Annotated in this window: 25 protein-coding genes; 16 read left to right on the forward strand and 9 right to left on the reverse strand. The window is 68.5% G+C overall.

What is annotated here, in order from left to right:
* Nucleotides 1-12 precede the first annotated feature (12 nt).
* Nucleotides 13-1,797 (reverse strand): ABC transporter substrate-binding protein, encoded by a 1,785-nt coding sequence (locus ACLJQ7_RS04590; RefSeq protein ID WP_410647011.1) that lies wholly within the window; start codon nucleotides 1,795-1,797, stop codon nucleotides 13-15.
* 394 nt (nucleotides 1,798-2,191) lie between these two features.
* Nucleotides 2,192-3,982 (reverse strand): hypothetical protein, encoded by a 1,791-nt coding sequence (locus tag ACLJQ7_RS04595; RefSeq protein WP_410646874.1) that lies wholly within the window; start codon nucleotides 3,980-3,982, stop codon nucleotides 2,192-2,194.
* 111 nt (nucleotides 3,983-4,093) lie between these two features.
* Here ACLJQ7_RS04595 and ACLJQ7_RS04600 point away from each other — a divergent pair, with 111 nt between their 5' ends.
* From ACLJQ7_RS04600 to ACLJQ7_RS04610, 3 genes are read left to right on the forward strand one after another with little or no spacing between them, the layout of a single operon-like run.
* Nucleotides 4,094-4,459: a hypothetical protein gene (locus ACLJQ7_RS04600; protein ID WP_410646875.1), complete on the forward strand. Its 366-nt coding sequence runs from the start codon at nucleotides 4,094-4,096 to the stop codon at nucleotides 4,457-4,459.
* Nucleotides 4,456-5,679 carry a hypothetical protein gene (locus ACLJQ7_RS04605; RefSeq protein ID WP_410646876.1) on the forward strand — a complete coding sequence of 408 codons (1,224 nt, stop codon included), beginning with the start codon at nucleotides 4,456-4,458 and terminating at the stop codon, nucleotides 5,677-5,679. The genes ACLJQ7_RS04600 and ACLJQ7_RS04605 overlap by 4 nt, the downstream gene beginning before the upstream one ends.
* Nucleotides 5,676-5,822, forward strand: a complete 147-nt coding sequence (locus tag ACLJQ7_RS04610) for a hypothetical protein (protein ID WP_410646877.1) — start codon at nucleotides 5,676-5,678, stop codon at nucleotides 5,820-5,822. Before ACLJQ7_RS04605 ends, ACLJQ7_RS04610 begins: the two co-directional genes overlap by 4 nt.
* Here ACLJQ7_RS04610 and ACLJQ7_RS04615 read toward each other — a convergent pair.
* A complete protein-coding gene (locus ACLJQ7_RS04615) occupies nucleotides 5,797-6,264 on the reverse strand; it encodes a hypothetical protein (protein ID WP_410646878.1) in 468 nt (155 codons plus the stop codon). The genes ACLJQ7_RS04610 and ACLJQ7_RS04615 overlap by 26 nt on opposite strands.
* Nucleotides 6,254-6,820, reverse strand: a complete 567-nt coding sequence (locus ACLJQ7_RS04620; protein WP_410646879.1) for a TetR/AcrR family transcriptional regulator — start codon at nucleotides 6,818-6,820, stop codon at nucleotides 6,254-6,256. The genes ACLJQ7_RS04615 and ACLJQ7_RS04620 overlap by 11 nt, the downstream gene beginning before the upstream one ends.
* A 93-nt stretch (nucleotides 6,821-6,913) precedes the next feature.
* Between ACLJQ7_RS04620 and ACLJQ7_RS04625 the strand changes: the two genes are divergently transcribed.
* Both ACLJQ7_RS04625 and ACLJQ7_RS04630 read left to right on the forward strand, forming a co-directional pair.
* Nucleotides 6,914-7,198: an antibiotic biosynthesis monooxygenase family protein gene (locus ACLJQ7_RS04625; RefSeq protein WP_410646880.1), complete on the forward strand. Its 285-nt coding sequence runs from the start codon at nucleotides 6,914-6,916 to the stop codon at nucleotides 7,196-7,198.
* Nucleotides 7,195-7,773: a DUF2867 domain-containing protein gene (locus ACLJQ7_RS04630; RefSeq protein WP_410646881.1), complete on the forward strand. Its 579-nt coding sequence runs from the start codon at nucleotides 7,195-7,197 to the stop codon at nucleotides 7,771-7,773. The genes ACLJQ7_RS04625 and ACLJQ7_RS04630 overlap by 4 nt, the downstream gene beginning before the upstream one ends.
* Before the next feature lie 185 nt (nucleotides 7,774-7,958).
* On the opposite strand, the gene ACLJQ7_RS04635 is transcribed toward ACLJQ7_RS04630, so the two are convergent.
* Nucleotides 7,959-8,405 (reverse strand): winged helix-turn-helix transcriptional regulator, encoded by a 447-nt coding sequence (locus ACLJQ7_RS04635; protein WP_410646882.1) that lies wholly within the window; start codon nucleotides 8,403-8,405, stop codon nucleotides 7,959-7,961.
* 89 nt (nucleotides 8,406-8,494) lie between these two features.
* Between ACLJQ7_RS04635 and ACLJQ7_RS04640 the strand changes: the two genes are divergently transcribed.
* From ACLJQ7_RS04640 to sigJ, 4 genes are all read left to right on the forward strand, one after another.
* Complete coding sequence (locus tag ACLJQ7_RS04640; protein ID WP_410646883.1) at nucleotides 8,495-9,676, forward strand: thiolase family protein; 1,182 nt, start codon at nucleotides 8,495-8,497, stop codon at nucleotides 9,674-9,676.
* The gene (locus ACLJQ7_RS04645; protein WP_410646884.1) at nucleotides 9,673-10,722 is read left to right on the forward strand and encodes a (4Fe-4S)-binding protein; all 1,050 of its coding nucleotides are present in this window, start codon (nucleotides 9,673-9,675) and stop codon (nucleotides 10,720-10,722) included. The genes ACLJQ7_RS04640 and ACLJQ7_RS04645 overlap by 4 nt, the downstream gene beginning before the upstream one ends.
* A 33-nt stretch (nucleotides 10,723-10,755) precedes the next feature.
* Nucleotides 10,756-11,541, forward strand: coding sequence for a tyrosine-protein phosphatase (locus tag ACLJQ7_RS04650; protein WP_410646885.1), 786 nt, complete (start codon nucleotides 10,756-10,758; stop codon nucleotides 11,539-11,541).
* Nucleotides 11,542-11,604: 63 nt separating this feature from the next.
* On the forward strand, nucleotides 11,605-12,492 hold the full coding sequence (gene sigJ / locus ACLJQ7_RS04655; protein WP_410646886.1) for an RNA polymerase sigma factor SigJ: 888 nt from the start codon (nucleotides 11,605-11,607) through the stop codon (nucleotides 12,490-12,492).
* A 60-nt stretch (nucleotides 12,493-12,552) separates the two neighbouring features.
* On the opposite strand, the gene ACLJQ7_RS04660 is transcribed toward sigJ, so the two are convergent.
* Nucleotides 12,553-13,632, reverse strand: a complete 1,080-nt coding sequence (locus ACLJQ7_RS04660) for a glycoside hydrolase family 5 protein (RefSeq protein ID WP_410646887.1) — start codon at nucleotides 13,630-13,632, stop codon at nucleotides 12,553-12,555.
* A gap of 177 nt (nucleotides 13,633-13,809) precedes the next feature.
* Between ACLJQ7_RS04660 and ACLJQ7_RS04665 the strand changes: the two genes are divergently transcribed.
* Nucleotides 13,810-14,562: a PIG-L deacetylase family protein gene (locus ACLJQ7_RS04665; RefSeq protein ID WP_410646888.1), complete on the forward strand. Its 753-nt coding sequence runs from the start codon at nucleotides 13,810-13,812 to the stop codon at nucleotides 14,560-14,562.
* Here ACLJQ7_RS04665 and ACLJQ7_RS04670 read toward each other — a convergent pair.
* The gene (locus ACLJQ7_RS04670) at nucleotides 14,551-15,114 is read right to left on the reverse strand and encodes a CGNR zinc finger domain-containing protein (protein WP_410646889.1); all 564 of its coding nucleotides are present in this window, start codon (nucleotides 15,112-15,114) and stop codon (nucleotides 14,551-14,553) included. The two genes, ACLJQ7_RS04665 and ACLJQ7_RS04670, sit on opposite strands and share 12 nt — an antisense overlap.
* Before the next feature lie 248 nt (nucleotides 15,115-15,362).
* Nucleotides 15,363-16,208 (reverse strand): LLM class flavin-dependent oxidoreductase, encoded by an 846-nt coding sequence (locus tag ACLJQ7_RS04675; protein WP_410646890.1) that lies wholly within the window; start codon nucleotides 16,206-16,208, stop codon nucleotides 15,363-15,365.
* 181 nt (nucleotides 16,209-16,389) lie between these two features.
* On the opposite strand from ACLJQ7_RS04675, the gene ACLJQ7_RS04680 reads away from it, so the two are divergent.
* Complete coding sequence (locus ACLJQ7_RS04680; RefSeq protein WP_410646891.1) at nucleotides 16,390-17,655, forward strand: family 1 glycosylhydrolase; 1,266 nt, start codon at nucleotides 16,390-16,392, stop codon at nucleotides 17,653-17,655.
* On the opposite strand, the gene abc-f is transcribed toward ACLJQ7_RS04680, so the two are convergent.
* Nucleotides 17,639-19,261: a ribosomal protection-like ABC-F family protein gene (gene abc-f, locus ACLJQ7_RS04685; protein ID WP_410646892.1), complete on the reverse strand. Its 1,623-nt coding sequence runs from the start codon at nucleotides 19,259-19,261 to the stop codon at nucleotides 17,639-17,641. The two genes, ACLJQ7_RS04680 and abc-f, sit on opposite strands and share 17 nt — an antisense overlap.
* Nucleotides 19,262-19,545: 284 nt before the next feature.
* On the opposite strand from abc-f, the gene ACLJQ7_RS04690 reads away from it, so the two are divergent.
* The 5 genes from ACLJQ7_RS04690 to ACLJQ7_RS04710 all read left to right on the forward strand — a co-directional run bounded on the left by ACLJQ7_RS04690 (nucleotide 19,546) and on the right by ACLJQ7_RS04710 (nucleotide 23,532).
* Nucleotides 19,546-20,142: a hypothetical protein gene (locus ACLJQ7_RS04690; RefSeq protein WP_410646893.1), complete on the forward strand. Its 597-nt coding sequence runs from the start codon at nucleotides 19,546-19,548 to the stop codon at nucleotides 20,140-20,142.
* Nucleotides 20,143-20,184: 42 nt separating this feature from the next.
* Nucleotides 20,185-21,012 carry a M55 family metallopeptidase gene (locus tag ACLJQ7_RS04695; RefSeq protein ID WP_410646894.1) on the forward strand — a complete coding sequence of 276 codons (828 nt, stop codon included), beginning with the start codon at nucleotides 20,185-20,187 and terminating at the stop codon, nucleotides 21,010-21,012.
* Nucleotides 21,005-22,300 carry a M20/M25/M40 family metallo-hydrolase gene (locus tag ACLJQ7_RS04700; RefSeq protein WP_410646895.1) on the forward strand — a complete coding sequence of 432 codons (1,296 nt, stop codon included), beginning with the start codon at nucleotides 21,005-21,007 and terminating at the stop codon, nucleotides 22,298-22,300. The genes ACLJQ7_RS04695 and ACLJQ7_RS04700 overlap by 8 nt, the downstream gene beginning before the upstream one ends.
* Before the next feature lie 61 nt (nucleotides 22,301-22,361).
* Nucleotides 22,362-22,895, forward strand: a complete 534-nt coding sequence (locus tag ACLJQ7_RS04705) for a hypothetical protein (RefSeq protein ID WP_410646896.1) — start codon at nucleotides 22,362-22,364, stop codon at nucleotides 22,893-22,895.
* 16 nt (nucleotides 22,896-22,911) lie between these two features.
* Entirely contained in the window at nucleotides 22,912-23,532 is a 621-nt protein-coding gene (locus tag ACLJQ7_RS04710) for a maleylpyruvate isomerase family mycothiol-dependent enzyme (protein WP_410646897.1), read from the forward strand.
* The last annotated feature ends 16 nt before the right edge of the window (nucleotides 23,533-23,548 follow it).

A 23,548-nucleotide genomic window follows, 5' to 3' on the forward strand; every position in this document is an offset into this window, starting at 1 on the left:
GCCGACACGTCCTTACTCCCGGTCGTCGGCCGACTTGCCGCGCCGCCCGAGCAGCACGCCGCCGCCGACGAGCACCACGAGCACGACCGCGCCGATGCCGATCCACAATCCGGTGTTGCTGCTCTCCTGCGCTCCCGCCGCGGCCGCGTCCGCCGGAGTGGCACCGTAGACGCCCCAGTAGCCGGACTGCTCGAGGATCGCGCCGTCGGGCTGCGGCTGCTTGGTGAACGAGGAGAACTTGTCCGACCGGTAGGCCTCGAGCACGTTGTCGTAGTCGAGCACGACGTCGACGTACTCCCCCGCCAGCACGGCCTGCGCCTGCTTGACGAGCTCGGCGCGCTTCGCCGGATCGAACTCGGTCAGCTGCTTCTTGTACAGGTCTTCGTAGCGCGGGTCGCAGAAGAACGTCGCCGAACTGCCGCCGTTGCCCTCCGCGTTCGGGCGGCCGGCGCAGGTGTTCAGGCTGAGGGCGTAGTCCGGGTCGGGCGAAGTGCCGTAGCCGGAGATCGCGAGGTCGTAGTTGCCCGCGGTGGTGCGGTCGTCCAGTTCGTCGTCGGAGACGAGTTCCTGCTTGACGCCGATGCCGGCGTCCTTGAGCCAGCCGCTGACGAACTGCGAGACACGCTGGTCGAACGGCCGGTTCGCGTGACCGGCGAGCCGGAACTCCAGCTTCGCGCCGCCGGGCGCCACGCGGATGCCGTCCGCGCCCTTGGCGTAACCCGCCTGGTCGAGGGTGGCGTTCGCGGCCGCGATGTCGAACTTGGCCTTCTCGGCGTCCGACGGGGTCCAGGTGTAGGCCTTGTAGATGGCAGGCACGACCCCGGTACCGGGCTGGCCGTAGCCGTTCATCACCTTGTCCACGATGGTCTTGGTGTCGACGGCCTGCGCGATCGCCTTGCGGACGCGGATGTCCTTCAGGATCGGATTGCCGTCACCGATCGGCTGGTCGAGGACGTTCTTGACGCCGAAGTTGATGATGAGCTCGTTGTACCGGCGGCCCGGCGCCTTGTTCGTGGTGATGTTCTTCTCGCCCTTGAGCGCGTCGAACTGCGTGGGCGTGAGCCGGTTGATGACGTCGACTTCGCCCTGCTTCAGCGCGTTGACCGCGGCCTCGGCGTCCTTGAACTGCAGAAGCTGCAGCTCGTCGACCTTGGGCGCCCCGCGCCAGTAGTCCTTGTTCGCCTTGAACTTCACGAACTCGTTCTTCTTGTACTCGGTCAGCAGATACGGTCCGCTGCCGACGCCGACCACGGCCATGTCGTCGGTCGAAGGATCGTTGAGATCCTTGATCGGCTCCCAGATGTGCTTGGGCACGATCGGGACGTCGAGCGAGGTCATGCTCGACTGCGGGGCCTTGGTCTTGATGACCAGCGTCTTGTCGTCCGTCGCCGACACCGAAGCGAAGTTGGTGACGTAGCTGCCGTTCGCGGTGCGGGCGTTCTCGTCGTCGAGCATCCGCTGGAAGGTGTACGCGGGGTCCTGCGCGGTGATCGGCTTGCCGTCGGACCACTTCATCCCCTGGCGGATGGTGAAGGTCCAGGTGAGCTTGTCGTCCGAGGTCTTCCACGACTCCGCGATCCCGCCCGTGGGCTGGGTGTCCTCGGCCGAGGGCAGGGTCAGGAACTCGTAGTTGAACCGGCCGACCTGCGTCGACGCCGCCAGCTGGGCGGTGAAGGGGTTGAGGTGGTCGATGCCGGTCGTGAGCGCCACCCGGAGGACCTTGCCCTGCTGCTGCGCCGCCGCGGCGGGCACGAAAGGCACCGTCGCGACCGCCGAAGCGGCAAGCACCGCGACCACGCGAAGACCGCGCCGTCGCCTGGGAAAACGCTCTGTGTGCACGAAGACCACCCCATCGAAACTCGCTGTGACCCAACCCCCGAGGCGGAAAAGTAACCACATGTCGCGGTAACCGCGCAATGACTCGCCAATACCGATCGTGCACGGCGGATGCCGACGCGTGGTCGACAGCTACTATACGTCTCGCTGACATTGCCCTGTGTCACCGATTCGGCGCGCGAACCGGCACCACGTGCAGCGTCCTGGGTATTCAAGGGAAGCGGGCTTGCAAAAGCCTTGCGCGCGATGATGCCCAATCGATACGTGCGACGAAGTGAGAGCAAAGCGTTTCGTCCTCTGCATGCGGTAGTTGCACACGCAAGTACCGCATCCAGAGGACGAAACGCGGGGGAAGTCAGCCGACCGAGACCTCACGCCGCCGCGCGGTGGCCGCGGCCGCGTAGAGCCACGCGAACAGAGCCCACATACCGGCGAAGATGAGCCCGACGGTCACGTACGCGACCGTCCACAGCACGGCGGGCGTCTCCGACTTCCGCTCCCGCTGGAGGAACTCGATCTCCGACATGAACGGGCGCGTGCCGGACGTCGCGTCGATCGACGGCGCGTTCGCGGCCGAGTCGGCGGGCGCGTAGATCGGAGCGAGCCCCATCACCCGGTTCGGGACGTGCACGCGGATCCCGGTCTTCCACTGGCCGAACACCGGCAACGGCTGGGCGGTGCGGTACACCCCGTCGCCGATCTTCTCCAGCGGCGCGGTGAAGAAATCGCCGCCCTGCCAAGCGAAACCGTTGAGCCACACGGCGTCGTCGGCCAGGTCCGGCCGCGAGATCGTGACGGTCGCGTCGACCCAGCGGGGGGTGCCGCCGCCGTGCGGATTCGAGATCGGCAGCCCGGTCGCGGCCTCGGTCAGCCGGACGTCGGCGGTCAACCCCGGTTCCGGATCCTGCGGGACGGCGACCGAGGACATCAAGGCGACCGCGCCCAGCGCGCCGACGAGCCCGACCACGTGCCGGGGTCCCGCCGCGGGAACCCGCGTCGCCGTCTCCTCCACTCGCTGGTTCTGCCAGACACCGATGAACGCGCCCGCGAGGGCCGCGCCGGTCCCGAACAGGACGAACAGCGGCAGATGGGCGGCGGGCCACGGGTTCGGCATCAGCCATCGGGTGAACGCCGCCTCGGCGAGCATTCCGGCCGTCCCCACGAGCAGACCGGCGACGGCGGCGAACGTGTAGCCCTTCCGGCTGCGCATCGCGAGGGCGACGACCTCGATTATCACCGCTTCGGCGACGTACGGCAGCAGCGAGGCCACGTGCAGGTCGGCGAACATCGGGATCACGGCGAACGACGCACGGGACGCGAGGAAGACCGCGAGCACGATCAGCGCGCCGCCCGGCCCCCAGGACAGCCGCCCGTAGGTCAGCGTCCAGGCGCCGATCAGGCCGACGAGCACGACCTGCGACAGCATCGGGAACTGCGGGACGCCGAGGTCGAACTCCATGAGGAACGCCGAAGCACCCATCATCCAGGCACCGGCGAGAACCGGGCCGAGCAGGCGAACGACCGGCCCGGTCGCGCCGACCTGGCGGGCCTCGCCGAGCAGCAACTGCAGCCCCAGCACGACGCAGACGCCGCCACCGATCATCAGCACATGTGTCGGTCCCCATTCGGTGACGTCCTGGCCGAACAGGCGGTGCCATACGTCGTCGAGCGGGAACCCGGCGATACCGACCAGACCGGTCGCCATCATCTGGATGGACCCCATCGGCGCCCGCCAGTGCGGGCCGATCTTGAACGTGCGCTTGGGCAGGTCCTTCGTCGCGAGGGTCGCGCTGAGCACGCCGCTGGCGAAGATCCCCATCAGTCCGAAGTAGATCGGGTAGTGCGACGGGTTCGCGAGCGGACCTTCGTCGCGGCCGAGCTCCATGTGGATCGGCACGTCCCAGTAGACGCCGATCAACGCCGACATCCCGGAGAGGAAGGCGACGAACATCGGCAGCGCCGCCCAGCGCGGCAGACCGCTGAAATCACCCATCCAGTCTGCGACGCGGCCGAAGACCGTCCGCTTCCCCGCGCGCTCGCGGAGCACGAAAAGCGCCAAGGGCAGGAAGACCGCGGTGAACATCAGGCCCGCGATGAGGATCTGCCCGAATTGCGCGCCGCCGGCAGGCGGGCTCTCCTGAGCCATGAACACCGTTCTCGCCTTCCTGCTAACCTGAGTAACTGTTACCTTGGGGTAACACGATAGGCGCAAGGTCCCGGCCGGGCAAGCCGGGGCGTACGACTTGGAGGCACCTCGATGCGGAGGATCGGCGGAATCTGCGGGATCACCGTGGCCGCACTGCTGGCTGTGACCGGCTGTTCGGGATCGACCGGTTCCGAACAGGCGCCGGGCACCGGCACCCGGACCGTCAAGTTCTCGATCACCGAGGGCAAGCGCACGACGGGGCCGGAGGAGGTCGTGGTGCGCACCGGCGAGAGCGTCGCCCTCGAAGTCACCTCGGACCAGCCGGACGAACTGCACGTCCACGGCTACGACAAGGCCGCCCAGCTGGCGCCAGGGGTTCCGGGGACGGTCGCCTTCACCGCGAACATCGACGGGATCTTCGAGGTGGAACTGCACAAGAGCGGCGCGGCGGTGACCAAGCTCCGGGTGAGCGGATGATCCTGGCGCACGGTCTCGGCGGCCGGTCCGATCTGCCGGTCCCGTTATGGCTCGCGCTCTACGCGGGAGCGGCCGCGGTCGTTGTCTCCTTCTTCGCACTCACCGTGCTTTGGAAGGAGCCGAAACTCCGCGGTACCGACGCCGGCCGCCCCCTCCCCCTCGCCCTGCAACGGTTCGTCGACGGCGGGTTCTCGCGAATCGCGATGCGCGTGCTCGGCGTGGCGCTGCTCGCGGGCTTTCTCGCGATGGCGTGGGCAGGTCCCGACAACTCGGCCGACAATCCCGCTCCGGCATGGTTCTACGTCTGGTTCTGGGTCGGGCTGGTCCCGCTCTCACTTCTGTTCGGCCCGGTCTGGACGCGATTGAATCCACTGAGGACGGTCGCGGCACTGATCCCCGCACGACATCGCGAACTCCCGGACCGGCTGGGCTACCTGCCCGCCATCGCCGGCCTCTTGGCTTTCCTTTGGCTGGAACTGGTGTTCCCGCACTCGGACTCACCACGAGCGATCGCTCTGTTCGCCACCGTATATCCCGTTATACACATCGCTCTCGGTGCGGTGTTCGGTCCGCGCTGGTTCGACCGCGGTGACGCCTTCGAGGTCTACGCGCGCCTGATCGCCGCCCTCTCCCCCTTCGGCAGGCGGGCGGATGGGCGCCTGGTGATCCGGAATCCGCTGGACGGCCTGCTCACCATCTCCCCCGCTCCTTGGCTGACCGCGCTGGTGCTGGTGGTGCTCGGCTCGACGGCGTTCGACGGCCTCACCCGGCTTCCGTTCTGGACGTCGCTGGACGCCGGTGTCCTCGGTGGGACGGCCGGGCTCGCGGCCTGCATCGCGCTCACCTACGGCGCCTACGCCGGCGCCATCAGCCTCACCAGGCCGTATCTGCGCCGAGGGTTCGATCCGTATCCCGCGTTCGCGCCGTCGTTGATTCCGATCATGGTCGGCTACACGGTCGCGCATTACTTCTCGTTCGCCGTGTTCTCCGGACAGCAGGGATTCGGCCGCGCGATCGACTACACGGTCGTCTCGGCAGGCGTGATCGCGCTGGTGCAGATCGCCGGGATCGTCGCCGGGCACGTGCTGGCCGTGACCTCGGCGCATGACCGGTCCGTCGGCGTGCTGCGCGCGAACTACGTCAAGGTGGGCCAGTACCCCATGTTGGCGCTGATGATCGGCTACACCGCGCTCGGGATCGCGCTGGTCTCCGGCTCATGACCATCGCGGCGCGGGTGCTGATGATGCACCAGGGCGGCTGGGACGAGATCCTGATCTTCGTCGGCCCCGTGGTGATCATCGGGCTGCTCATCTACGTCGCGCGCAAGCAGGTCCCCACTACGCCTGAGGATGAGGACGACTGAGGGGGACGTGGTCACCACCGGCCAGCGCAGCGGCGAGATCAGGGTACGTGGACGCGCTTCCTGCGAAGCGACCTTGGACGACCCGGATGTAAGCGTTGCCCAAGGGGAAGACGAGCACGAACTTCTCTCCGTCATTCCCCTGCAGGACGGCTCCCTTCCTCAGGTTGTCCAGGAACTGGATGATGTCCCGCTCGATCTCCTCCGCGAACTCGCGCTGCCTGGGCTGCGAGAGGTCGTAGAGATCGGTGTCGATGTCGTAGGTGGCGCACTTGCCGGTCACGGGGTCCACCGCCTCGAACGCCAGCCCGAGCCATCGGCGCGGCTCGACGTCCACGACCGCCTGCCAGATCGATCCGTCGAGCTGCCACCTCGATTCCGCGATCCGCACCGCCTCAAGCTCACGAAGGAAGGCCAGGAGCCGGTCGCCCGCCTCAGCCGCCATGACCGGGCCCGCCGCCGAGAAGGAGTGCTCCGGCCAGCTCGGTGACCTCTTCCCGGGTACGGCCACCGTGGTCGGCGGCCATGAAGTGCTTGCCGATCAGGAGCGAGAACGCGAGCAGGCAGCGGGCTTCGACCTCGTCCTCGTCGGCGAAGATCTCGCGCATGAGGGAACGCAGGTAGTCCATTCGCTGGTTGTCGACCCGGCGCAGCCGCTCGGCCACCTCCGGGTCGCGCCGGGCCCAATCCCGGATGGCGAGGTCGATCGGCAGCAGACGCTCACCGGCGAGGAGACCCGCGCGCCGGATCTTCGCCCTGGCGTCACCGCCTTCACTCTCGACACTCTCGAAGAGCAGGTCGGTGCTCATCCGCTCCCAGGTGGAGAGCATTCCCTCCAGCAGCGCGCCCCGGTCGGCGAAATGACCGTAGAACCCGCCTTTGGTGACACCCAAGGCTTTCGCGAGCGCCTCGACACGCACGGCGTCGGGACCTCCGGCGGCGAGGGCATGCAGTCCCGCGTCGATCCAGGCGCTCGGCGGGGTCCGGGTTTCTGCGGCCATGAGATCACCGTATCTCCCGTCACTCCGGCACCACGAGGACGATATATACGCTACCGTATAGATGGCGGAAGTTCACTGGGAGGAACAACGACGATGACTGTCGGATTCGTGGCCACGCATTACCCGCACACCGATCATCACGACGAATTCGTCTCGCGCGTCCGGCGAGTCGCCGACGTCTTGCGCTCCACTCCGGGCTGCCTCGCCGCCGAATGCTGGGTCACCGCCGCGGGCGACGCCGTGGTGTCGATCGTGCGATGGGAATCCGAGGCGGCACAGGCGGCCTCGATGCGGGCTCTGGACTCGGCGGACGTGGACGTCGCCTTCGACGACCGCGAAGTCCGTCCGCGCGAGATCGTCCAGCTGGTGTCGGCATGAAACTCGCGAACACGGCCCACACCACCCGCTCGTGGCGGATCCACGAAATCGCCGGGGACTTCGACCTCGAAGACGTCTGGGCACTCGGGACACCCGGCGGACCGGACGATTTCGGCAAGCTGGTGAAGCAGTTCTCGTCGGGGAATTTCCCGGACGGGGCACCACTCCCCGTCCGGGCGCTGTGGGCCCTGCGCTGGAAGCTCGGCGCCCTGCTGGGGCTGGACAAACGGAATTCCGGCCTCGACACCCGGGTGGGAGCCCTCCGCAGCAGGCTGCCGGAAGACCTGCGCGACACACCCACCGGCCCGGATGAGGACTGGCTGCCGTTCACCCCGCTCTACCGGCTCGACGACGAATTCGCCGCCGAAATGGCGAACCGGACCATGCACGGCGTCCTGCACATCGCCTGGGTCGAGGACGGGCAAGGCGGGTATCGCGGTCAGATGGCGGTGCTGGTCAAACCCAACGGGCTGTTCGGCCGGATGTACATGGGCGTCATCAAACCGTTCCGGTACCTGATCATCTATCCGGCGCTGATGCGGATGATCGCCCGGGAATGGGCTGCCCGCGCTTAGCGGCTGTCCGTGAAGGCCTCCTTGAGGGACTCTGGGTCCCTCAAGGAGGCCTTCACGGACTCGATGATCGCCCCCGCACCAACAGTCACACCCTGCCCAGTACATGAAGGCCCCCATCCTTGCGCCTAGGTACAGGATGGGGGCCTTCATGTACTGGGCAGGCGAAGACCACCGGCACCGAACACTCACGGTGACGTGGCGCGCCTGCTGCTCCGCACCAGCGTCATGTCTTTCTCGCGCACCGGTTCGTGGCAGTGCGCGCATACGGTCTCCGGCGCGAGGACCTCGCCGCACGAATGCCGCCACACCGTCGGCGGCGGCCCCTCCGTGACGTACGCGTCGCCCCACGCCATGAGGTTCAGCAGCACGTGGTTGAGCGCGTGCCCGGCCTCGGTGAGCACGTACTCGTAGCGCGGCGGATGCTCCTCGTAGAGCCGTTTTTCGAGGATTCCCGTCTCGACGAGCTTCCGCAGCCGCGCGGTCAGGATGTCCCGGCTCGCCCCCGTGTTGCGGACGATCTGGTCGAACCGCCGCGCACCGAAGAACACTTCGCGCAGCGCGAGCAGGCTCCAGCGCTCCCCGATCACCTCCATCGCATTGGCGATCGAGCAGTCCCTCGGTCCTTCGGTCATGCGACCAGCGTAAACCCAGTGAGTCTTGATTTCCAACCCACTCGGTGTCACAGTGAGTTGGAGATACCAACTCACTACTGGAGGCAGCCGTGCACGACGCGGTCATCGTCGACGCCGTCCGTACCCCGATCGGCAAGGGCAAACCCGGTGGCGCCCTGCACGGGGTCCATCCGGTCCAGCTGCTCGCCCATACGTTGCAGGCTCTCGTCCGACGCAACGGCCTCGACCCGGAGCTGATCGACGACGTGATCGGCGGCGCGGTCGACCAGGTCGGCGAACAGGCCCAGAACGTCACCCGGTGGGCGGCCCTCGCGGCCGGGCTGCCGGAAACCGTGCCGGCGACCACCGTCGACAGACAGTGCGGAAGCAGTCAGCAGGCCGTGCACTTCGCCGCGCAGGGCGTGATGGCCGGCGCGTACGACGTCGTCATCGCCTGCGGCGTCGAGTCCATGAGCCGCGTGCCGATGTGGTCGAACGTGCTGCCGGGCACCGATCCGCTCGGCCCCGGCGTCGCCGCCCGCTACCCGGAAGGCCTGGTACCCCAAGGAATCAGCGCGGAACTCATCGCCGCGAAATGGTCGCTCAGCCGCCCGGCGATGGACGAGTTCGCGATGTCCTCGCACCGGAAGGCGACCCGGGCGCACGAGCTCGGGCGGTTCGCGAGCCAGATCGTGCCGATCGAGACACCGGCCGGCCGGATCTCCACCGACGAGTCCGTCCGGCCCGGCACCGACCTCGAAACGCTCGCCAAGCTGCGCCCGGCGTTCCAGGATCCGGCCGTCGCCGCGCGCTTCCCGCAGATCGACTGGTCGGTGACCGCGGGCAACAGCAGCCCGATCAACGACGGCGCCTCCGCCCTGCTCATCACCTCCAGCGAAACCGCCGCCCGGCTGGGCCTGCGCCCCCGCGCCCGCCTGCACAGTTTCGCCGTCACCGGATCCGACCCGCTGCTCATGCTCACCGGCGTCATCCCGGCGACGGAGAAGGTGCTGCGACGTGCGGGGTTGAGCCTCGCGGACATCGACCTCTTCGAGATCAACGAGGCGTTCGCCAGTGTCGTGCTGGCGTGGCAGCAGGAAACCGGGGCCGACCCGGCCAAGGTCAACGTCCACGGCGGCGCGATCGCGCTCGGCCATCCGCTCGGCGCGAGCGGGACCCGGCTGATGGGCACGCTCGTCAACGCCCTGCATCACCACGGCGCCCGCTACGGCCTGCAGGCGATGTGCGAAGGCGGCGGCCAGGCCAACGCGACCATCCTGGAGGCGTTGTGACCGGCAGGCTCCCCAAGAAACTGGCGGCCCATCCGTCGGTGCGGGCGGTGCTCGCCAGACCGCGCGACAAGCCGTCCCCGGTGATCGACGCGGCCTGGCTCAAGGAGATCTGCCTCGCCGCCGGCGCCGACGACGCGGCCGCCGTCTCGCTCGACCATCCGGATCTGGCGGGCGAACGCGAGCACGTCGAGCGCGCACTGCCCGGCACCAAGACCCTCGTCTCGCTCGTGGTGCGGATGAACCGTGACGACGTCCGCTCCCCCGCCCGCAGCGTCGCCAACCAGGAGTTCCACCGCACCGGCGAGATCATCAACGAAGCCGGGCACACGATCGTCCGGACTCTGCAGGACGCCGGATACCGCGCGATCAACCCGTCCGCGACGTTTCCGATGGAGATGGAGCACTATCCCGGCCGGATCTGGGTCGTCGCGCACAAGACGGTCGCCGTCGCGGCCGGGCTCGGCGCCATGGGACTGCATCGCAACGTCATCCACCCGAAATTCGGCAACTTCGTGCTCCTCGCGACGTTGCTCGTCGACGCCGAGGTGTCCACCTACGGCGAGGCGCTTGACTACAACCCTTGCCTGGAGTGCAAGCTGTGCGTCGCCGCCTGCCCCATCGGAGCGATTTCGAAAACCGGCGAATTCGACTTCCTCGCCTGCTCGACGCACAACTACCGTGAGTTCATGAGCGGCTTCACCGACTGGGCGCAGACCGTGGCCGACAGCGAGGACGCCGCCGACTTCCGCTCCAGGGTGACCGACTCGGAGAACGTGTCGATGTGGCAGAGCCTCGCGTTCAAGCCGAACTACAAGGCCGCGTACTGCATGGCGGTCTGCCCGGCGGGCGAAGACGTGCTCGGTCCGTACCTCGAAGACCGTCGTGGCTTTCTCGGAACCATCGTGAAACCGTTGCAGGACAAGGTGGAGACACTGTACGTGCAAGAAGGTTCGGCGGCGAAGGCCTACGCCGAACGCCGCTTCCCCCACAAACCTGTGAAGGAGGTCGACGGCGGCTATCCGCGAATGAACGCAGACCCAGCCTGACTGACGATGTCATGAGGACAGAGGACCCGAACGATGAACACGAGCAGAGCAGTGTCCTGGGAAGGTTTCTTCAACACCAGAGACCTCGGCGGACTGCCGACCAGGTCCGGCGCCACGACCGGCTTTGGAGTTTTCTTCAGGGCAGCGGACCTTCGTTTCGTCACCGAAACAGGTTGGGCACAAGCGCGCGAGTCCGGCGTCCGCACGGTCATCGACCTCCGCAACGCGGACGAGATCCGGCCTGCCGAAACCTCGTTGACGACCCTGGCGGGCTCGGCACAATTCGCTGCCGGCCCAGAAGGTCCCACCACACCGGCTTCCTTCGACCGTCTCGAAGTCCCGCTCGACGATATCGACGACATCGACTTCTGGCAGCACGTCAATCGTCAGCGGCTCAACGGCACCCCGCTCTATTATCCCGTCTTCCTCCAGCGGAAGGCCCAGCGTTGCGCCGCCGTCATCAGGGCGATCGCCCATACCGATCCCGGCGGAGTCCTGTTCCACTGTGGCGGCGGCCGAGATCGAACCGGGCTGATCGCGCTTCTGCTGCTCGCGCTGGCCGACGTCGAACCCCGGGCGATCGCCGCGGACTACGCCATGTCCGCCGAAGCCCTCAAGGATCTGTACGCCGCGATGGGAACCGCCGACCAACAACCGTTCATCCAGGCTGTCCTCGCGGACCGGGGCACCACGACCGAACAAGCCGTCATCGCGACCCTCAACGGCTTCGATGTCGAGCAGTACTTGCTCGACGCAGGTGTCACCGGCGGCGAACTCCACAGCGTTCGCAGCAGGCTCTTGGGTCTCCGCCTTCACTGAGCCTGTCACATCTTCGATCCCCCACGCGTCAGGGTTACGACTGATCGATGAAGGATGGGGACCGTGGACGAACACGACTGGCTGGCTCGGCGCTTCGAAGGGCACCGGACGCATCTGAGGGCGGTGGCGTACCGGATGCTCGGTTCGCTGAGCGAAGCGGACGACGCCGTGCAGGAGGCCTGGTTGCGGCTGAGCCGGTCGGATTCCGGCGACGTGGACAACCTCGGCGGGTGGCTGACCACCGTCGTCGGCCGGATCTGCCTCGACATGCTGCGCTCCCGCAAGTCGCGGCCGGAGGAGCCGGTCGGCGCGCAGCTCCCCGACCCGATCATCGGCCGTGAGGGCGGGATCGACCCGGAACACCAAGCACTGCTGGCGGATTCGGTGGGGCTGGCGCTCCTGGTCGTGCTCGACACCCTGGACCCCGCCGAGCGGCTGGCGTTCGTCCTGCACGACATGTTCGCCCTGCCGTTCGACGAGATCGCGCCGATCGTGGGCCGGTCCTCCGCGGCGACCCGGCAACTCGCCAGCCGCGCGCGCCGCCGTCTGCAGGGGTCACCGACGGTCCCCGACGCGGACCTGAGCCGTCAGCGGGAAGTCGTCGACGCGTTCTTCGCCGCCGCCCGGGGCGGTGACTTCGACGCGCTGGTTTCGGTGCTCGACCCGGACGTCATCCTGCGTGCCGAGGGCGGCCCGGCCCCGGCGGGGACTTCGCGGTTCGTGCGCGGGGCGGCCACGATCGCGAGCCAGGCGCTCATGTTCCGGACGGCGGGCGAGGGCGGGGAGCTGCGGCCCGCGCTGGTCAACGGCGCGGCCGGGATGGTGGTCACCAAGGACGGCGTCCCGACGACGGTTTTCGCGTTCACCGTCGTGGGCGGGAAGATCGCGGCGATCGACATCCTCGCCGACCCGGACCGGCTCGCCGCGCTGGACTTCGAACCTCTGGGCTGAAGGGTCGGGAAGGGGTCGTTCGTCTTGAACGACCCCTTCCCGACATACGCGCTGCCGGGATCAGGAGGTCGGGAAGTTGTCCGCGGTGCGGATGCGGTCCCGGATCCAGACACCGGCGGGCTTCAGCGGAGCCGTGCCGGTGAACGAGCTGCCCGAGCAGGTGCCCGGCTTGAACACCGCGCCCGAACGGCTGTCGTCGGAGAAGTTCCAGTTGGTCCAGCTGATCTTCTTCGACGCGAGGAAGTCGAGGTACTTCTGCGAGTTGGTGAAGTCGTTCCCGCCGTCACCGCTGGCGGTCTGGGTGCCGAACTCGGTCACGAACAGCGGGATCTTGCTCGCGGCGCGGCTCAGCGCGTTGAAGTACTCGGATTTGTGCGACGCCGCGTAGAAGTGGAACGTGTACATGAAGTTGCCGGCGCGCACCGGGTTGTTGATGATGTCGGTCTCGTTGCGGCCGTCGGAGATGCCGAGCGAGCCCCAGCCGTGCGTGCCCACGAGTACGACGCCGTCGGAGTCCTGGGCGCGGATGACCGGGATCATCTGCTCCGCGTAGCTGCGGACCCGGTCCCAGCTGACGTTGTTGGGCTCGTTGGCGATGTCGTAGATGATGTTGGTCTTGTCCTTGTGCCGCTGGGCGATCTCGGTGAAGAACGTCTTGGCGCGGCTGAGGTTGGCGTTCGGGTCGCCGGGGGTGAGCTGGTGCCAGTCGACCAGGGCGTACATCCCGCGTTTGGTGGCCTCTTCGATGTAGCCGTGCACCATGTCGGTGAACTTGCGCGGATTGGTCTCGTAGCCGCCTTCCTGGATGTACATCGAGATCCGGAGGACGTCGGCCTTCCAGTCGTTGGCCAGCGCGTCGAGCGAAGCGGTCTTCACGCACTGGCTGAACCACTGGATCCCGTGGGTGCTCATGCCACGGAGCTGGATCGGTTTGCCGGCGGAGTTGCAGAGCTGGAGGCCGCAGACCTTCAGCTGCCCGTTGACCGCCGCCGGACTTCCCGGCGGCAGCGCGGCGGCTGCCTGCGTTGCGGGTTCTGCCGCGGTCTCGGTCGCCATCGACGTGCTCGCGATCGCGACCGGGGCGAGCAGTCCGGCGGCCAGTGCGGCCGTCACCCGGAGACGGATCTTGTCCCAACGCATTCGGCTTCTCCTCTCGCGTCGACGGCACCGACGTTGGCGCGCCGACGGTCAGGGCGGCGGAGTTAAATAGGAAACTTTCCTTACTATTGGAAAGTAAAGGGAAGATTACCCACAGGGTCGACGGACGGTCAAGAGCCGACCACCGACTGTTCCGGGGACCTCGGGCATGCTCGAAGCGTGACGACCATCGTGACCTTCCACGCCCATCCGGACGACGAAGCCCTGCTGACCGGCGGCACCCTCGCCCGCGCCGCTGCGGACGGCCACCGGGTCGTCCTCGTCGTCGCCACCATCGGCATGCTGGGCGCGAACGCGCCGCGGTGGGCCGAACTCGAGGCGAGCGCGAAGGTGCTGGGCGTCGCGCGGGTCGTCCATCTCGGCTACGCCGACAGCGGTCACGGCCCGATTCTCTATCCGGACCCGCCGGGCTGGGTCCGTTTCGTCCGCGCGAGCACCGACGAAGCGGCAGCCCGGCTCGTGACGATCCTGCGCGAAGAGGAAGCTTCGGTTCTGCTGGGCTACGACCGCAATGGCGGCTACGGTCACCGCGACCACGTCAAGGTGCACGAAGTCGGCAAGCGGGCGGCGGAACTCGCCGGCGACGTCCGGCTGCTGGAGGCCACGATCCCCCGCGACGTCGTCGCGCGCCTGGTGCGGATCGTGCGCCTGTCACGGATCCCGTTCCGCTACGACGTCGACGCGCTTCTCCGCTTCTACAGCGCCAAGTCCGAGATCACGCACACCTTCGACGTCCGGCGCTTCGCGCGCCAGAAGCAGGCCGCGATCGCCGCTCACTCCTCGCAGGTGAAGGGGAACGGCAGGCTCGCGCTGCTGATGCGCGTGATCACCCGGCTCCCGGCGCCGCTCTTCGGTCTCATGTTCAACCGCGAGTGGTACGTCGACGCGACACCACGAGGCTCACACTCCTGACCGGCGGGCGCGGTACGCGGCGGCCTTCACCCGGTTCTGGCAGGCGAGTCCGCAGAACCGCTTGATCTGCGCCTGGCTCGCGTCGACGTACACCTGGTCGCACCGCGGCGCCGCGCACAACCCGACCCGATGAGGGATGTCGTCGCCGAGCACCGCCGCCACGGACACCGCGAGACCTGCCGCCCACTGCTGGACGAGGTCGGCTTCAGGACCGTGGAAACGCAGCTGCCACGACTGTTCGCCGTGGCGATGCAGGGATGGCCGGGCCTTGCTGTCGACGAGCATCTGGTTGAGCAGCCCGGCCGCCCGATCCTGTTCCCGCACCGACAGCGACTCGATGATCTCCCGCAGACGCGACGCGAGATTCCGCAGCCGCTCCGCGGTCAGGAGATCGACCTGGCCGTTCCCGGTTCCGAGCGCTTCAGTGGCGTCGCGGACCAGATCCTGGCCCCGGAGGGCGGGTTTCGGCCTGCCGTGGATATGCTCCCCCGTCAACGCGTTGACCAGCGAGACCCCGGTTTCCAGCCGCGTCGCATGGTGCTCGTCAGCCATTCCGCCCCTCCCCCGAGCGTCACTGGTTCGCAGGACGCCGCGGTGACGTTAGCAAAGGCCGGCGACACCGCAAGGGTGATGAAGTCGTTCGGAGCAACGAGATCCGACGGACGGCGGAGTGTCGGTCCACTGTGGACAGCCGACGAGAGGACGGCGGACACGGCATGTTGCGAAAGCCACTTTCGCAACGTTGAGGGTTGCGAAAGTGGCTTTCGCAACGTCGGCACCGTTCGAGGCCGAGTGGCCGCTCACCACCGAGGCGGGCCGGCGTCCACGATCTTCTGCGAAAGCTCCAGCGGGTCGAGGTGCATCAGCGACTCCATCCACCACGTCATCCCCGCCTGCCCCAGCGCGGGCAGGTCGACCTTGATCGGCTCCTCCCACGCCGGGCTCGCGTTCCCGGCGACGGCGACGTCGAAGGGACGGCCCGGCTCCAGCCCGGCGAGACCGAGCGCACGGTGGGTCTCCGCGATCTCCTCGGCGGTCGGCGTGTGGTCCTCCGGATTCGGGAAGATCCCGTCGCACAACGCCGCCCGCCGGACGACGCGCGGGTTGTCGGTGGAACTCGCCACCCAGATCGGGATCGGGAACGGCTCGGGCGGGGCTTCGGCGAGCGCGACCTGGTAGTGCGCGCCGTCGTGATCGAAGCGCCTGCCGGACCAGATCGCGCGGATGACCTCCAGGCCCTCGTCGAACATCGCCGATCGGGTCAGCAGGTCGGTCTGCTCACCGAACCGGCTGAAGTCACCGGATTCGTCGGAACCGAGCCCGGTGCCGAGGATCAGCCGCCCGCCGGAGAGCCTGCTGACCGTCGACGCGTGCCGGGCGACCACCCAAGGGCGGCGCCGGGCGGGCGGGGTGATCATCGGGCCGAACAGCAGCCGGTCGGTGGCGTGCGCGATGGCGCCGAGCGTCGTCCACGGATCCGCGATGGGCATGGTGTCCGCGACCACGTGGTCCCACAGGAAGAACCCGTCCCAGCCCGCCGCCTCGGCGCGTACGGCGAGGTCGACGAGCACTCCCGGCTCACCGAACGGGCCGAAAGGCGGCAGATAGACGGCGTGTCGGACCGTGCTGCCGGTCAAGTCGATCATCTCCCCAACGTCATCGTCGAAGTCCCCGGACGGCCGCTTGTTTACACCGTTCACCCACGTTAGCGTCCCGAGGATGGCGGACGCTGGTGAACGATCGACGAAGTGGCCGGAGCATCGGAGAAGGTTACGCCGGGTGTTGTCGTCGGTGGTCGCCGTCTCACTATGCGCGACACTTTCGGCCGTGAACGCGTCCGCATCGCAGGATGACGACTGGTCCCGGGACTTCTACTGGGGCGTCGCGTCTTCGGGCTACCAGTCCGAAGGCAGCGCGCCCGACAGCAACTGGAAGCGGTTCGTGGACCGTTCCGCCGGCAAGGACGGCGTCGACGAGTACCGCGACTCCGTCGACTTCCGGCACCGCTACGCCGACGACATCCGCCTCGCGGCCGGGCTCGGCGTCAACACTTACCGCTTCGGCATCGAGTGGGCTCGCGTCGAACCCGCACCCGGCCGGTGGGACGAGACCGAACTGGCCTTCTACGACGACGTGTTCCGGCAGGTCCGGGCCGCCGGCATGACCCCGATGATCACGCTCAATCATTGGGTCTACCCGGGCTGGGCGCTGGATCAGGGCGGCTGGGCCGAGTCTCGGACGGCCGACGCGTGGCTGGAGTTCAGCCGGAAGATCGTCCAGCGCTATGCCGGGCAGGACGTCCTCTGGGTGACGTTCAACGAGCCGCTCATCTTCCTCAAGAACGAACAGAAAGTCGGCGCGCTGAACGCCACGCGGTACTTCGCCGCGCAGTCCAACATCGTCCAGGCGCACCGGCGGGCCTACGACCTGATCCACGAACTCGACCCGACGTCGAAGGTCACCAGCAACCAGGCCTACCTCACCGGGGTCAACGGGATGGCCGACTGGTTCTTCCTTGACCAGGTCAAGGACAAACTCGACTTCATCGGGATCGACTACTACTACGGTCTGAGCATCGACAACTGGACGGTGTTCGCCGCCGCCACCGACAAGTTCTGGGACGTGAAGCTCCAGCCCGAAGGCATCTACTACGCGCTGCGCAGCTACCACGACCGATTCCCGCGCCTGCCGCTCTACATCGTCGAAAACGGCATGGCGACCGACAACGGGAAGCTCCGCGACGCGGACTACACCCGCGGCGACCACGTCCACGACACGGTGTATTGGCTCCAGCGAGCCAAAGCCGACGGGATGAACCTCATCGGCTACAACTACTGGAGCCTCACCGACAACTACGAATGGGGCAGCTATCGCGCCCGGTTCGGACTGTACACAGTGGACGCTCTCACCGATCCCGCGCTGGCCCGGCGCCCCACGGACGCCGTCCCCGCCTACCAGGCTCTGGTGAGGGCGGGTGGCGTGCCGCAGGGCTTCCGGCTCGAACGCGGTCCGGGGACCTGTTCCCTCGTGGACGGGCTGAACAGTTGCCTCGATCCGGCCAAAGTGGACGGACCGCTCATGCCGCTGAAGTGACCAGTTCCAGCCGCCTGCCCTCGAACGTCCGCCGCATCCGCCGGTCGTGGGTGACGACCACGAGCGCGCCGGAGTACTCCGCGAGCGCCTGCTCCATCTCCTCCACGAGATCCGGGGCGAGATGGTTGGTCGGCTCGTCGAGCAGGAGCAGATCGGTCTTGGCCGTCACGAGCCTGGCCAGTTCCAGTCTGCGCCGCTGCCCGATCGACAGCTCCCGGACCGGCTTGCGCAGATCCGGCGCCCGGAACAGGCCCAGCGACAGCAGCCTCTCGGCCGCCGCGTCCTCGTCACCGTCCCCGGCGAAGACCGCGAGAACGGTCCGGGCGTCGGCGGCGAGTCCGCCGTTCTGGTGCAGGAACCCGATCCGTCCGGTCCGCTCCGCCGACCCCGTCGACGGCGTCAGCTCACCGGCGAGCACTCGCATCAGGGTCGTCTTGCCCGCCCCGTTGGGCCCGGTCACGAGGACCCGTTCGCCGGGCAGCACGCTGAGCGACGTCCGCGGCAGACGGCCGTCGACCGACACGTCGTCCACCTTCACCACGTACTGATCGACTTCGGTCTCCCCTGCGGCGATCCGTGCGGTGAACCGGAGCGGCTCGGGCGGCGGCGGAACGCGGCCCGCCTCGAGCCGCTGGATCCGCTCGCGCGCCGACCGGATCCGGCTCATCGCCCCGTGCGCCCGGGATCGGGCCCGGAACGCGCCGGCCCCGCTGAAGGCCGCCGGAGCCTTGCGCGGGATCGCCGAGAACCGGTCGATGTTGACGTCCGCGAGCCGTTCGTAACGGGCCATTTCCAGCCGCCACTCCTCGTACTCCCGGACCCACCGGGCCCGCGCGGTCTCTTTCGCGGCGAGGTAACCCGCGTAACCGTTGCCGTGCCGGTGCACGGTCCGGCGGTCGGCGTCGACCTCGAGGATCGTGGTGGTGACCCGGCTGAGGAACAACCGGTCGTGGGTGATCGCGACGAGCCTGCCGCGATGCCCGCGGAGGTGGTTCTCCAGCCAGGCGACGGCTTCGTCGTCGAGATCGTTGGTCGGCTCGTCCAGCAGCAACAATTCCGGCGAAGCGGCCAGGGTGGCCGCGAGCGCCAGCCGGGATCGCTGACCGCCGGACAGGCTGCCCAGCGCACGGTCACGATCGAGGCCCGGCTGCCCGAGCCCGTGCAGGGCGGCCTCGACCCTGGCGTCGGCCTCGTAACCGCCACGGGCTTCGTAGGCGGTCATGAGTTCGCCGTAAGCCGCCAGGTCTTCTGCGGTTTCGAGGACTGTTTCGGCTGCCCGCAGCCGCGACTCGAGGTCCCGGATGTCGGCCAGCGCGAGGTCGATCGCGTCGCCGACCGTGGCGGTGTCGGGCAGTTCCAGCGTCTGCGGGAGATAGCCGACGCCTCCGGGCGCGGTGACGGTCACCGAGCCGTTGTCCGCCCGGTCCCGGCACGCGATCAGCCTCAGCAACGTGGACTTGCCCGAGCCGTTGTCGCCGATGACGCCCGCCTTCTCCCCCGGTTTGACGGTGAAGGAGACCTGGTCCAGTACGACGTGGTCGTCGAAACGCTTGGTGACACCGGAGAGCACGAGTTGTGTTACGGGATTTCGATGCGGGGTACGCACAGGGGCGTCCTCCTGATTCTCGCAAGGGAAGAAGAGAACATGCGGAAGGACGCGGCCCGGCGGAGCGAAAGGCTCTACGCCAGGGCCGCGTCGAAGGCGAGAATCACAGAGTGAAGAAAATCCCCATGCCGAAGACGGTAGCGGGGGAACGCGGGCGGGTAAAACGAATTAAAGGTTGTGTACGGGTTCACAGAGTGGTCTGTGTCCCCATACCGCGACAACGGCGCCGCGGTGACCGAGAATCGAAGACGGAGTTTTCGCGGTCTGAGGGAATGGGGTTCCTCGTGCACGGGTCCAGCGGTCCGATCGCCCGGTTCGGGCGACGGCTCTTCCCCGGTCACAACTCGCTGGCCCGCGGCTCCGACCGGTTCGAAGCCCTGGTGCTCAAACTCGTCATCCTCGCGGCCTTGCTCGCCATCCCGGTCGCGGCCACCGTCGGCTCCACCAACCACGGCAGGCAGGTCGCCGCGGCCGCCGCCGATGCCACCGGGCGCCAGGCCGCCACCGCGTATCTGCTGACGGCCGCGCCCGTCCGCATCGTCGACAGCGAGAGCGTCGGGACCGACGACTCCACCACCCAGGCGATCTGGACCGACTCGCGCGGAACGCGGCACACCGGTGGCGTCCTCGCGACGCCGGGCAGCCCCGCCGGAACGGCCGTGCCGGTCTGGATCGACGCCCGCGGCGAGCTCACCGCCGCCCCGAGGAACGCGTCGACGGCGGTGTTCGATTCCGTGCTCGTCGGCCTCTGGCTGTGGTTCGCCGTGGTCGCCGCGCTCGTCCTGGTCCACCGGGTCGTCCGGCTGGTGCTCGACCGGCGGCGCGCCGCGGCCTGGGAGCGTGCCTGGGCGGTCTATCCGCGCTCCGGTTCCTGGCCGTGATCCCGGCGGCGAAGGCAAAGAGCCTCGGCTAGGGTGCCCCGCATGCGCATCATGATCTCGGCGGACATGGAGGGCGCCACCGGCGTCACCTGGACCGAGGACGTCATCCCCGGTACCGAGCAGTGGCAACGATTCCGGCGCCTGTTCACCGGTGACGTCAACGCCACCATCGCGGGCCTGTTCGACGCCGGCGCCACCGACGTACTGGTCAACGAGGCGCATTCGTCCCAGCGGAACCTCTTGCTCGAAGACCTCGACGGCCGGGCGCGCATGCTCACCGGCAGGCACAAGCCGCTCTCGATGATGCAGGGGATCGACACCGGCGTGGACGGCGTCGTCTTCCTCGGCTACCACGCCGGCGCGGGATTCGACGGCGTCCTGTCGCACACGTACCTGGAGAACCAGATCACCGGCGTGTGGCTCGACGACGTCCCCGCCAGTGAAGGCAGGCTGAACGCCGCGATGGCCGCCGAGTACGGCGTCCCGGTACTCGTCGTCTCCGGAGACGACAAGGCCTGCGACGACGCCCAGGACTACGCGCCGGACGCCGAACTGGTCACGGTGAAGGAATGCGTCAGCCGGTACGCCGCGATCTGCCTGCCGCCCGCGAGGACGGCCGAACTGCTGAGCTCCGCCGCGGCGGACGCGATGAACCGGGCGGGCCGGGTCGAGCGGTTCACCACGCCGCACCGGATCGAGGTCGAGTTCGACGCGAGCCACCTCGCGCAGGCCGCGGCGGTGATCCCGACGGTGGAACAGATCGGCGTGCGGCGGGTCGGCTTCGACGCACCGGACATGACCGAAGCGATGAAGGCGTTCAAGATCGTCACGGCGATCGCGGCCGGGGCGGTGCAGGGTATCTATGGCTGAGCTGGATGTCGTCGAAGTCTGTTCGCGGCTGATCCGGTTCGACACCACGAACCGGGGCGACGGGGACTCCGCGGGCGAGCGCGAGGCCGCCGAGTACGTGGCGTCGCTGCTTTCGGGACTCGGGATCGACACGAAGATCATCGAGTCCGCGCCACGCCGCGCGAACGTGATCGCCCGGGTGCCTGGAACCGACCCGCGCCTGCCCGCGCTGCTCGTGCAGGGACATCTCGACGTCGTCCCGGCCGACGCCGCCGACTGGTCGGTGGATCCGTTCTCGGGCGAGGTCCGCGACGGGTTCCTCTGGGGCCGGGGCGCGGTCGACATGAAGGACTTCTGCGCGATGGTGCTCGCCGCCCTCGCCACGGGTGTGCGGCCGCGGCGGGACATCGTCCTGGCGTTCGTGGCCGACGAGGAGGACAAGGGCGAGTACGGGGCCCACTGGCTCGCCGCGGCGCACCGGGACCTGTTCGACGGCTGCGCGGCCGCGATCAGCGAATCGGGCGGATACACCTACCACGTCCCGGCCGCCGACGGCCGGACCGTGCGGCTTTATCCGGTGGCGACGGCGGAACGCGGTACGGCACATCTACGTCTGACCGCCAAAGGCCGCGCGGGACACGGGTCGCGCCCCAACGACGAGAACGCGGTCATCCGGTTGGTCACCGCTCTCGGCAAGATCGCCGCGCACCGCTGGCCGATCCAGGTGACGCCGACGGTGCGAGCGTTCCTGGAACGCACCGGTGAGGCGCTGGGCGTTCCGGTCGATCTGTCCGATGTGGACGGAACGATCGCGCGGCTCGGGCCCGCCGGGGCGCTGGTGGTGCCGACCGTCCGCAACAGCACGACGCCGACCATGCTCGACGCCGGGTACAAGGTGAACGTCATCCCGACTTCGGCCGAGGCCCAGGTCGACGTCCGTGTCCTCCCCGGTACCGCCCCCGAACTGCTCGCCGAGATCGACACGATGCTCGGCGAGGGCGTCAGCCGCGAGTTCGTCGCGCACCAGCCGCCGGTCCAGGCTCCGGTGGATTCGCCGTGGTTCGACGCGATGGCTGAAGCGCTGCGCTCCGAAGACCCCGACGCCGTCGTCGTGCCCTACTGCATGGGTGGCGGCACGGACGCGAAAGCGTTCAGCCCGCTGGGGATCGACTGCTACGGCTTCGCGCCGTTGTGGTTGCCGGAAGGCTTCCCGTACCGCGCGATGGCGCACGGTGTGGACGAGCGCGTCCCGGTGGAGGGCCTGCGGTTCGGAACGCGAGTGCTGCGTCACTTCCTGGAGAACTGCTGAGGCGGCCACACCGGCCCGAGGCTTCATCCGAATTTCATGAAGGCCACCTAGCGTCGGCGGCGTGAGACCTCTGACTTCGCGCGGCCGGGCCGCCGTGCTCCTGATCGGCCTCGGCACCCTCCTTTCCGCGTGCCACGGCGGGCTTTCGCTCCCGCTTGCCGACTCGTCTCCCATGACGTCGACGTCGCACTCCGCTCCCCCGGTCCAGACCGAGACCCTCACCGTGACCCCCTCGGCGCCGACGGCGCCGAGTTCGACGGCCGCGCCGGGCCTCGAACCCGCCGCGATCGACCGCGTGTTCCAGGTCTACATGAACGGGCTGGCCAATCACGACATGACCGCGTTGCGCAGCGGGACCTGTCCGCGTCTGCGGGCGAGCCTGCTCGGGTTCGAACTCCACGGGCACTACGTCGAGCGCTGGGAGATGCTGCCGTACTCCGTCCCGTCCGGACAGGAGTACGTGACGGTGCAGGCCACGATCACCCAGCGGAACGCGCGCACCGGCAAACTCGCGGGTGACGTCGTCTACTCCTGGTACGTGGAGCGGAACGAGGACACCGCCTACTACGTTTGCGGGTGGCTCGACTACCAGTGATTCGAGGAGGCCGCCGGTGAGCTCAGTCGTGCGACTCGCGCGGGACGAACGAGCGGACTTCGCCGCTTTCCTGCGAACGCTGACCCCCGGACACTGGGACGCGCCGACGTTGTGTTCGGAGTGGACCGTCCGAGAAGTGGTCACCCACGTCGTCGACTACGACGCCTTGCGCCCGCGTGATCTGCTCGGCCAGGCCGTCCGCGGCGGGCTGCGGCTCGACCGGATGAACGCCCTCGGAGTCGCGCGAGAACCCGGCCGGACGCCGGAGGAGCTGATCGCGAGGATCGAGGAGCACCTCGAGCCACGCGGCCTGACCGCCGCGTTCGGCGGGCGGGTGGCGCTGCTCGACGGGCTCATCCACCAGCAGGACATCCGGCGTCCGCTGGGGTTCCCCCGCGAAGTGCCGCGGGATCGGCTGCGGCACGCTCTGGCCTTCGCCCGCTACGCCCCGCCGATCAAAGCGGGCCGGAGGGCGCGCGGGCTCCGGCTCGTCGCCACGGATCTCGACTGGTCGGCCGGGGGCGGGCCGGAAGTCCGCGGCCCTGGGGAAGCGCTCCTGATGGCGATCGCGGGCCGGGTCGCGGCGCTCGGCGAGGTTTCCGGGCCCGGCACGGCGATCCTCGCGTCCCGAACCTGACCAGGATCGACGGGCC

Origin of the sequence: Amycolatopsis sp. cmx-4-54, assembly GCF_046548895.1 — a bacterium.
In the GTDB taxonomy this organism is placed as follows: domain Bacteria; phylum Actinomycetota; class Actinomycetes; order Mycobacteriales; family Pseudonocardiaceae; genus Amycolatopsis.

Coding starts and splice junctions, on each gene's coding strand:
- ACLJQ7_RS04700 (WP_410646895.1), top strand. CDS start 21,005: ATGGCTGAGCTGGATGTCGTCGAAGTCTGTTCGCGGCTGATCCGGTTC.
- ACLJQ7_RS04625 (WP_410646880.1), top strand. CDS start 6,914: ATGACTGTCGGATTCGTGGCCACGCATTACCCGCACACCGATCATCAC.
- ACLJQ7_RS04610 (WP_410646877.1), top strand. CDS start 5,676: ATGACCATCGCGGCGCGGGTGCTGATGATGCACCAGGGCGGCTGGGAC.
- ACLJQ7_RS04600 (WP_410646875.1), top strand. CDS start 4,094: ATGCGGAGGATCGGCGGAATCTGCGGGATCACCGTGGCCGCACTGCTG.
- ACLJQ7_RS04605 (WP_410646876.1), top strand. CDS start 4,456: ATGATCCTGGCGCACGGTCTCGGCGGCCGGTCCGATCTGCCGGTCCCG.
- ACLJQ7_RS04695 (WP_410646894.1), top strand. CDS start 20,185: ATGCGCATCATGATCTCGGCGGACATGGAGGGCGCCACCGGCGTCACC.
- ACLJQ7_RS04660 (WP_410646887.1), bottom strand. CDS start 13,632: ATGCGTTGGGACAAGATCCGTCTCCGGGTGACGGCCGCACTGGCCGCC.
- ACLJQ7_RS04675 (WP_410646890.1), bottom strand. CDS start 16,208: ATGATCGACTTGACCGGCAGCACGGTCCGACACGCCGTCTATCTGCCG.
- ACLJQ7_RS04670 (WP_410646889.1), bottom strand. CDS start 15,114: ATGGCTGACGAGCACCATGCGACGCGGCTGGAAACCGGGGTCTCGCTG.
- ACLJQ7_RS04620 (WP_410646879.1), bottom strand. CDS start 6,820: ATGGCCGCAGAAACCCGGACCCCGCCGAGCGCCTGGATCGACGCGGGA.
- ACLJQ7_RS04595 (WP_410646874.1), bottom strand. CDS start 3,982: ATGGCTCAGGAGAGCCCGCCTGCCGGCGGCGCGCAATTCGGGCAGATC.
- ACLJQ7_RS04630 (WP_410646881.1), top strand. CDS start 7,195: ATGAAACTCGCGAACACGGCCCACACCACCCGCTCGTGGCGGATCCAC.
- ACLJQ7_RS04650 (WP_410646885.1), top strand. CDS start 10,756: ATGAACACGAGCAGAGCAGTGTCCTGGGAAGGTTTCTTCAACACCAGA.
- ACLJQ7_RS04615 (WP_410646878.1), bottom strand. CDS start 6,264: ATGGCGGCTGAGGCGGGCGACCGGCTCCTGGCCTTCCTTCGTGAGCTT.
- ACLJQ7_RS04635 (WP_410646882.1), bottom strand. CDS start 8,405: ATGACCGAAGGACCGAGGGACTGCTCGATCGCCAATGCGATGGAGGTG.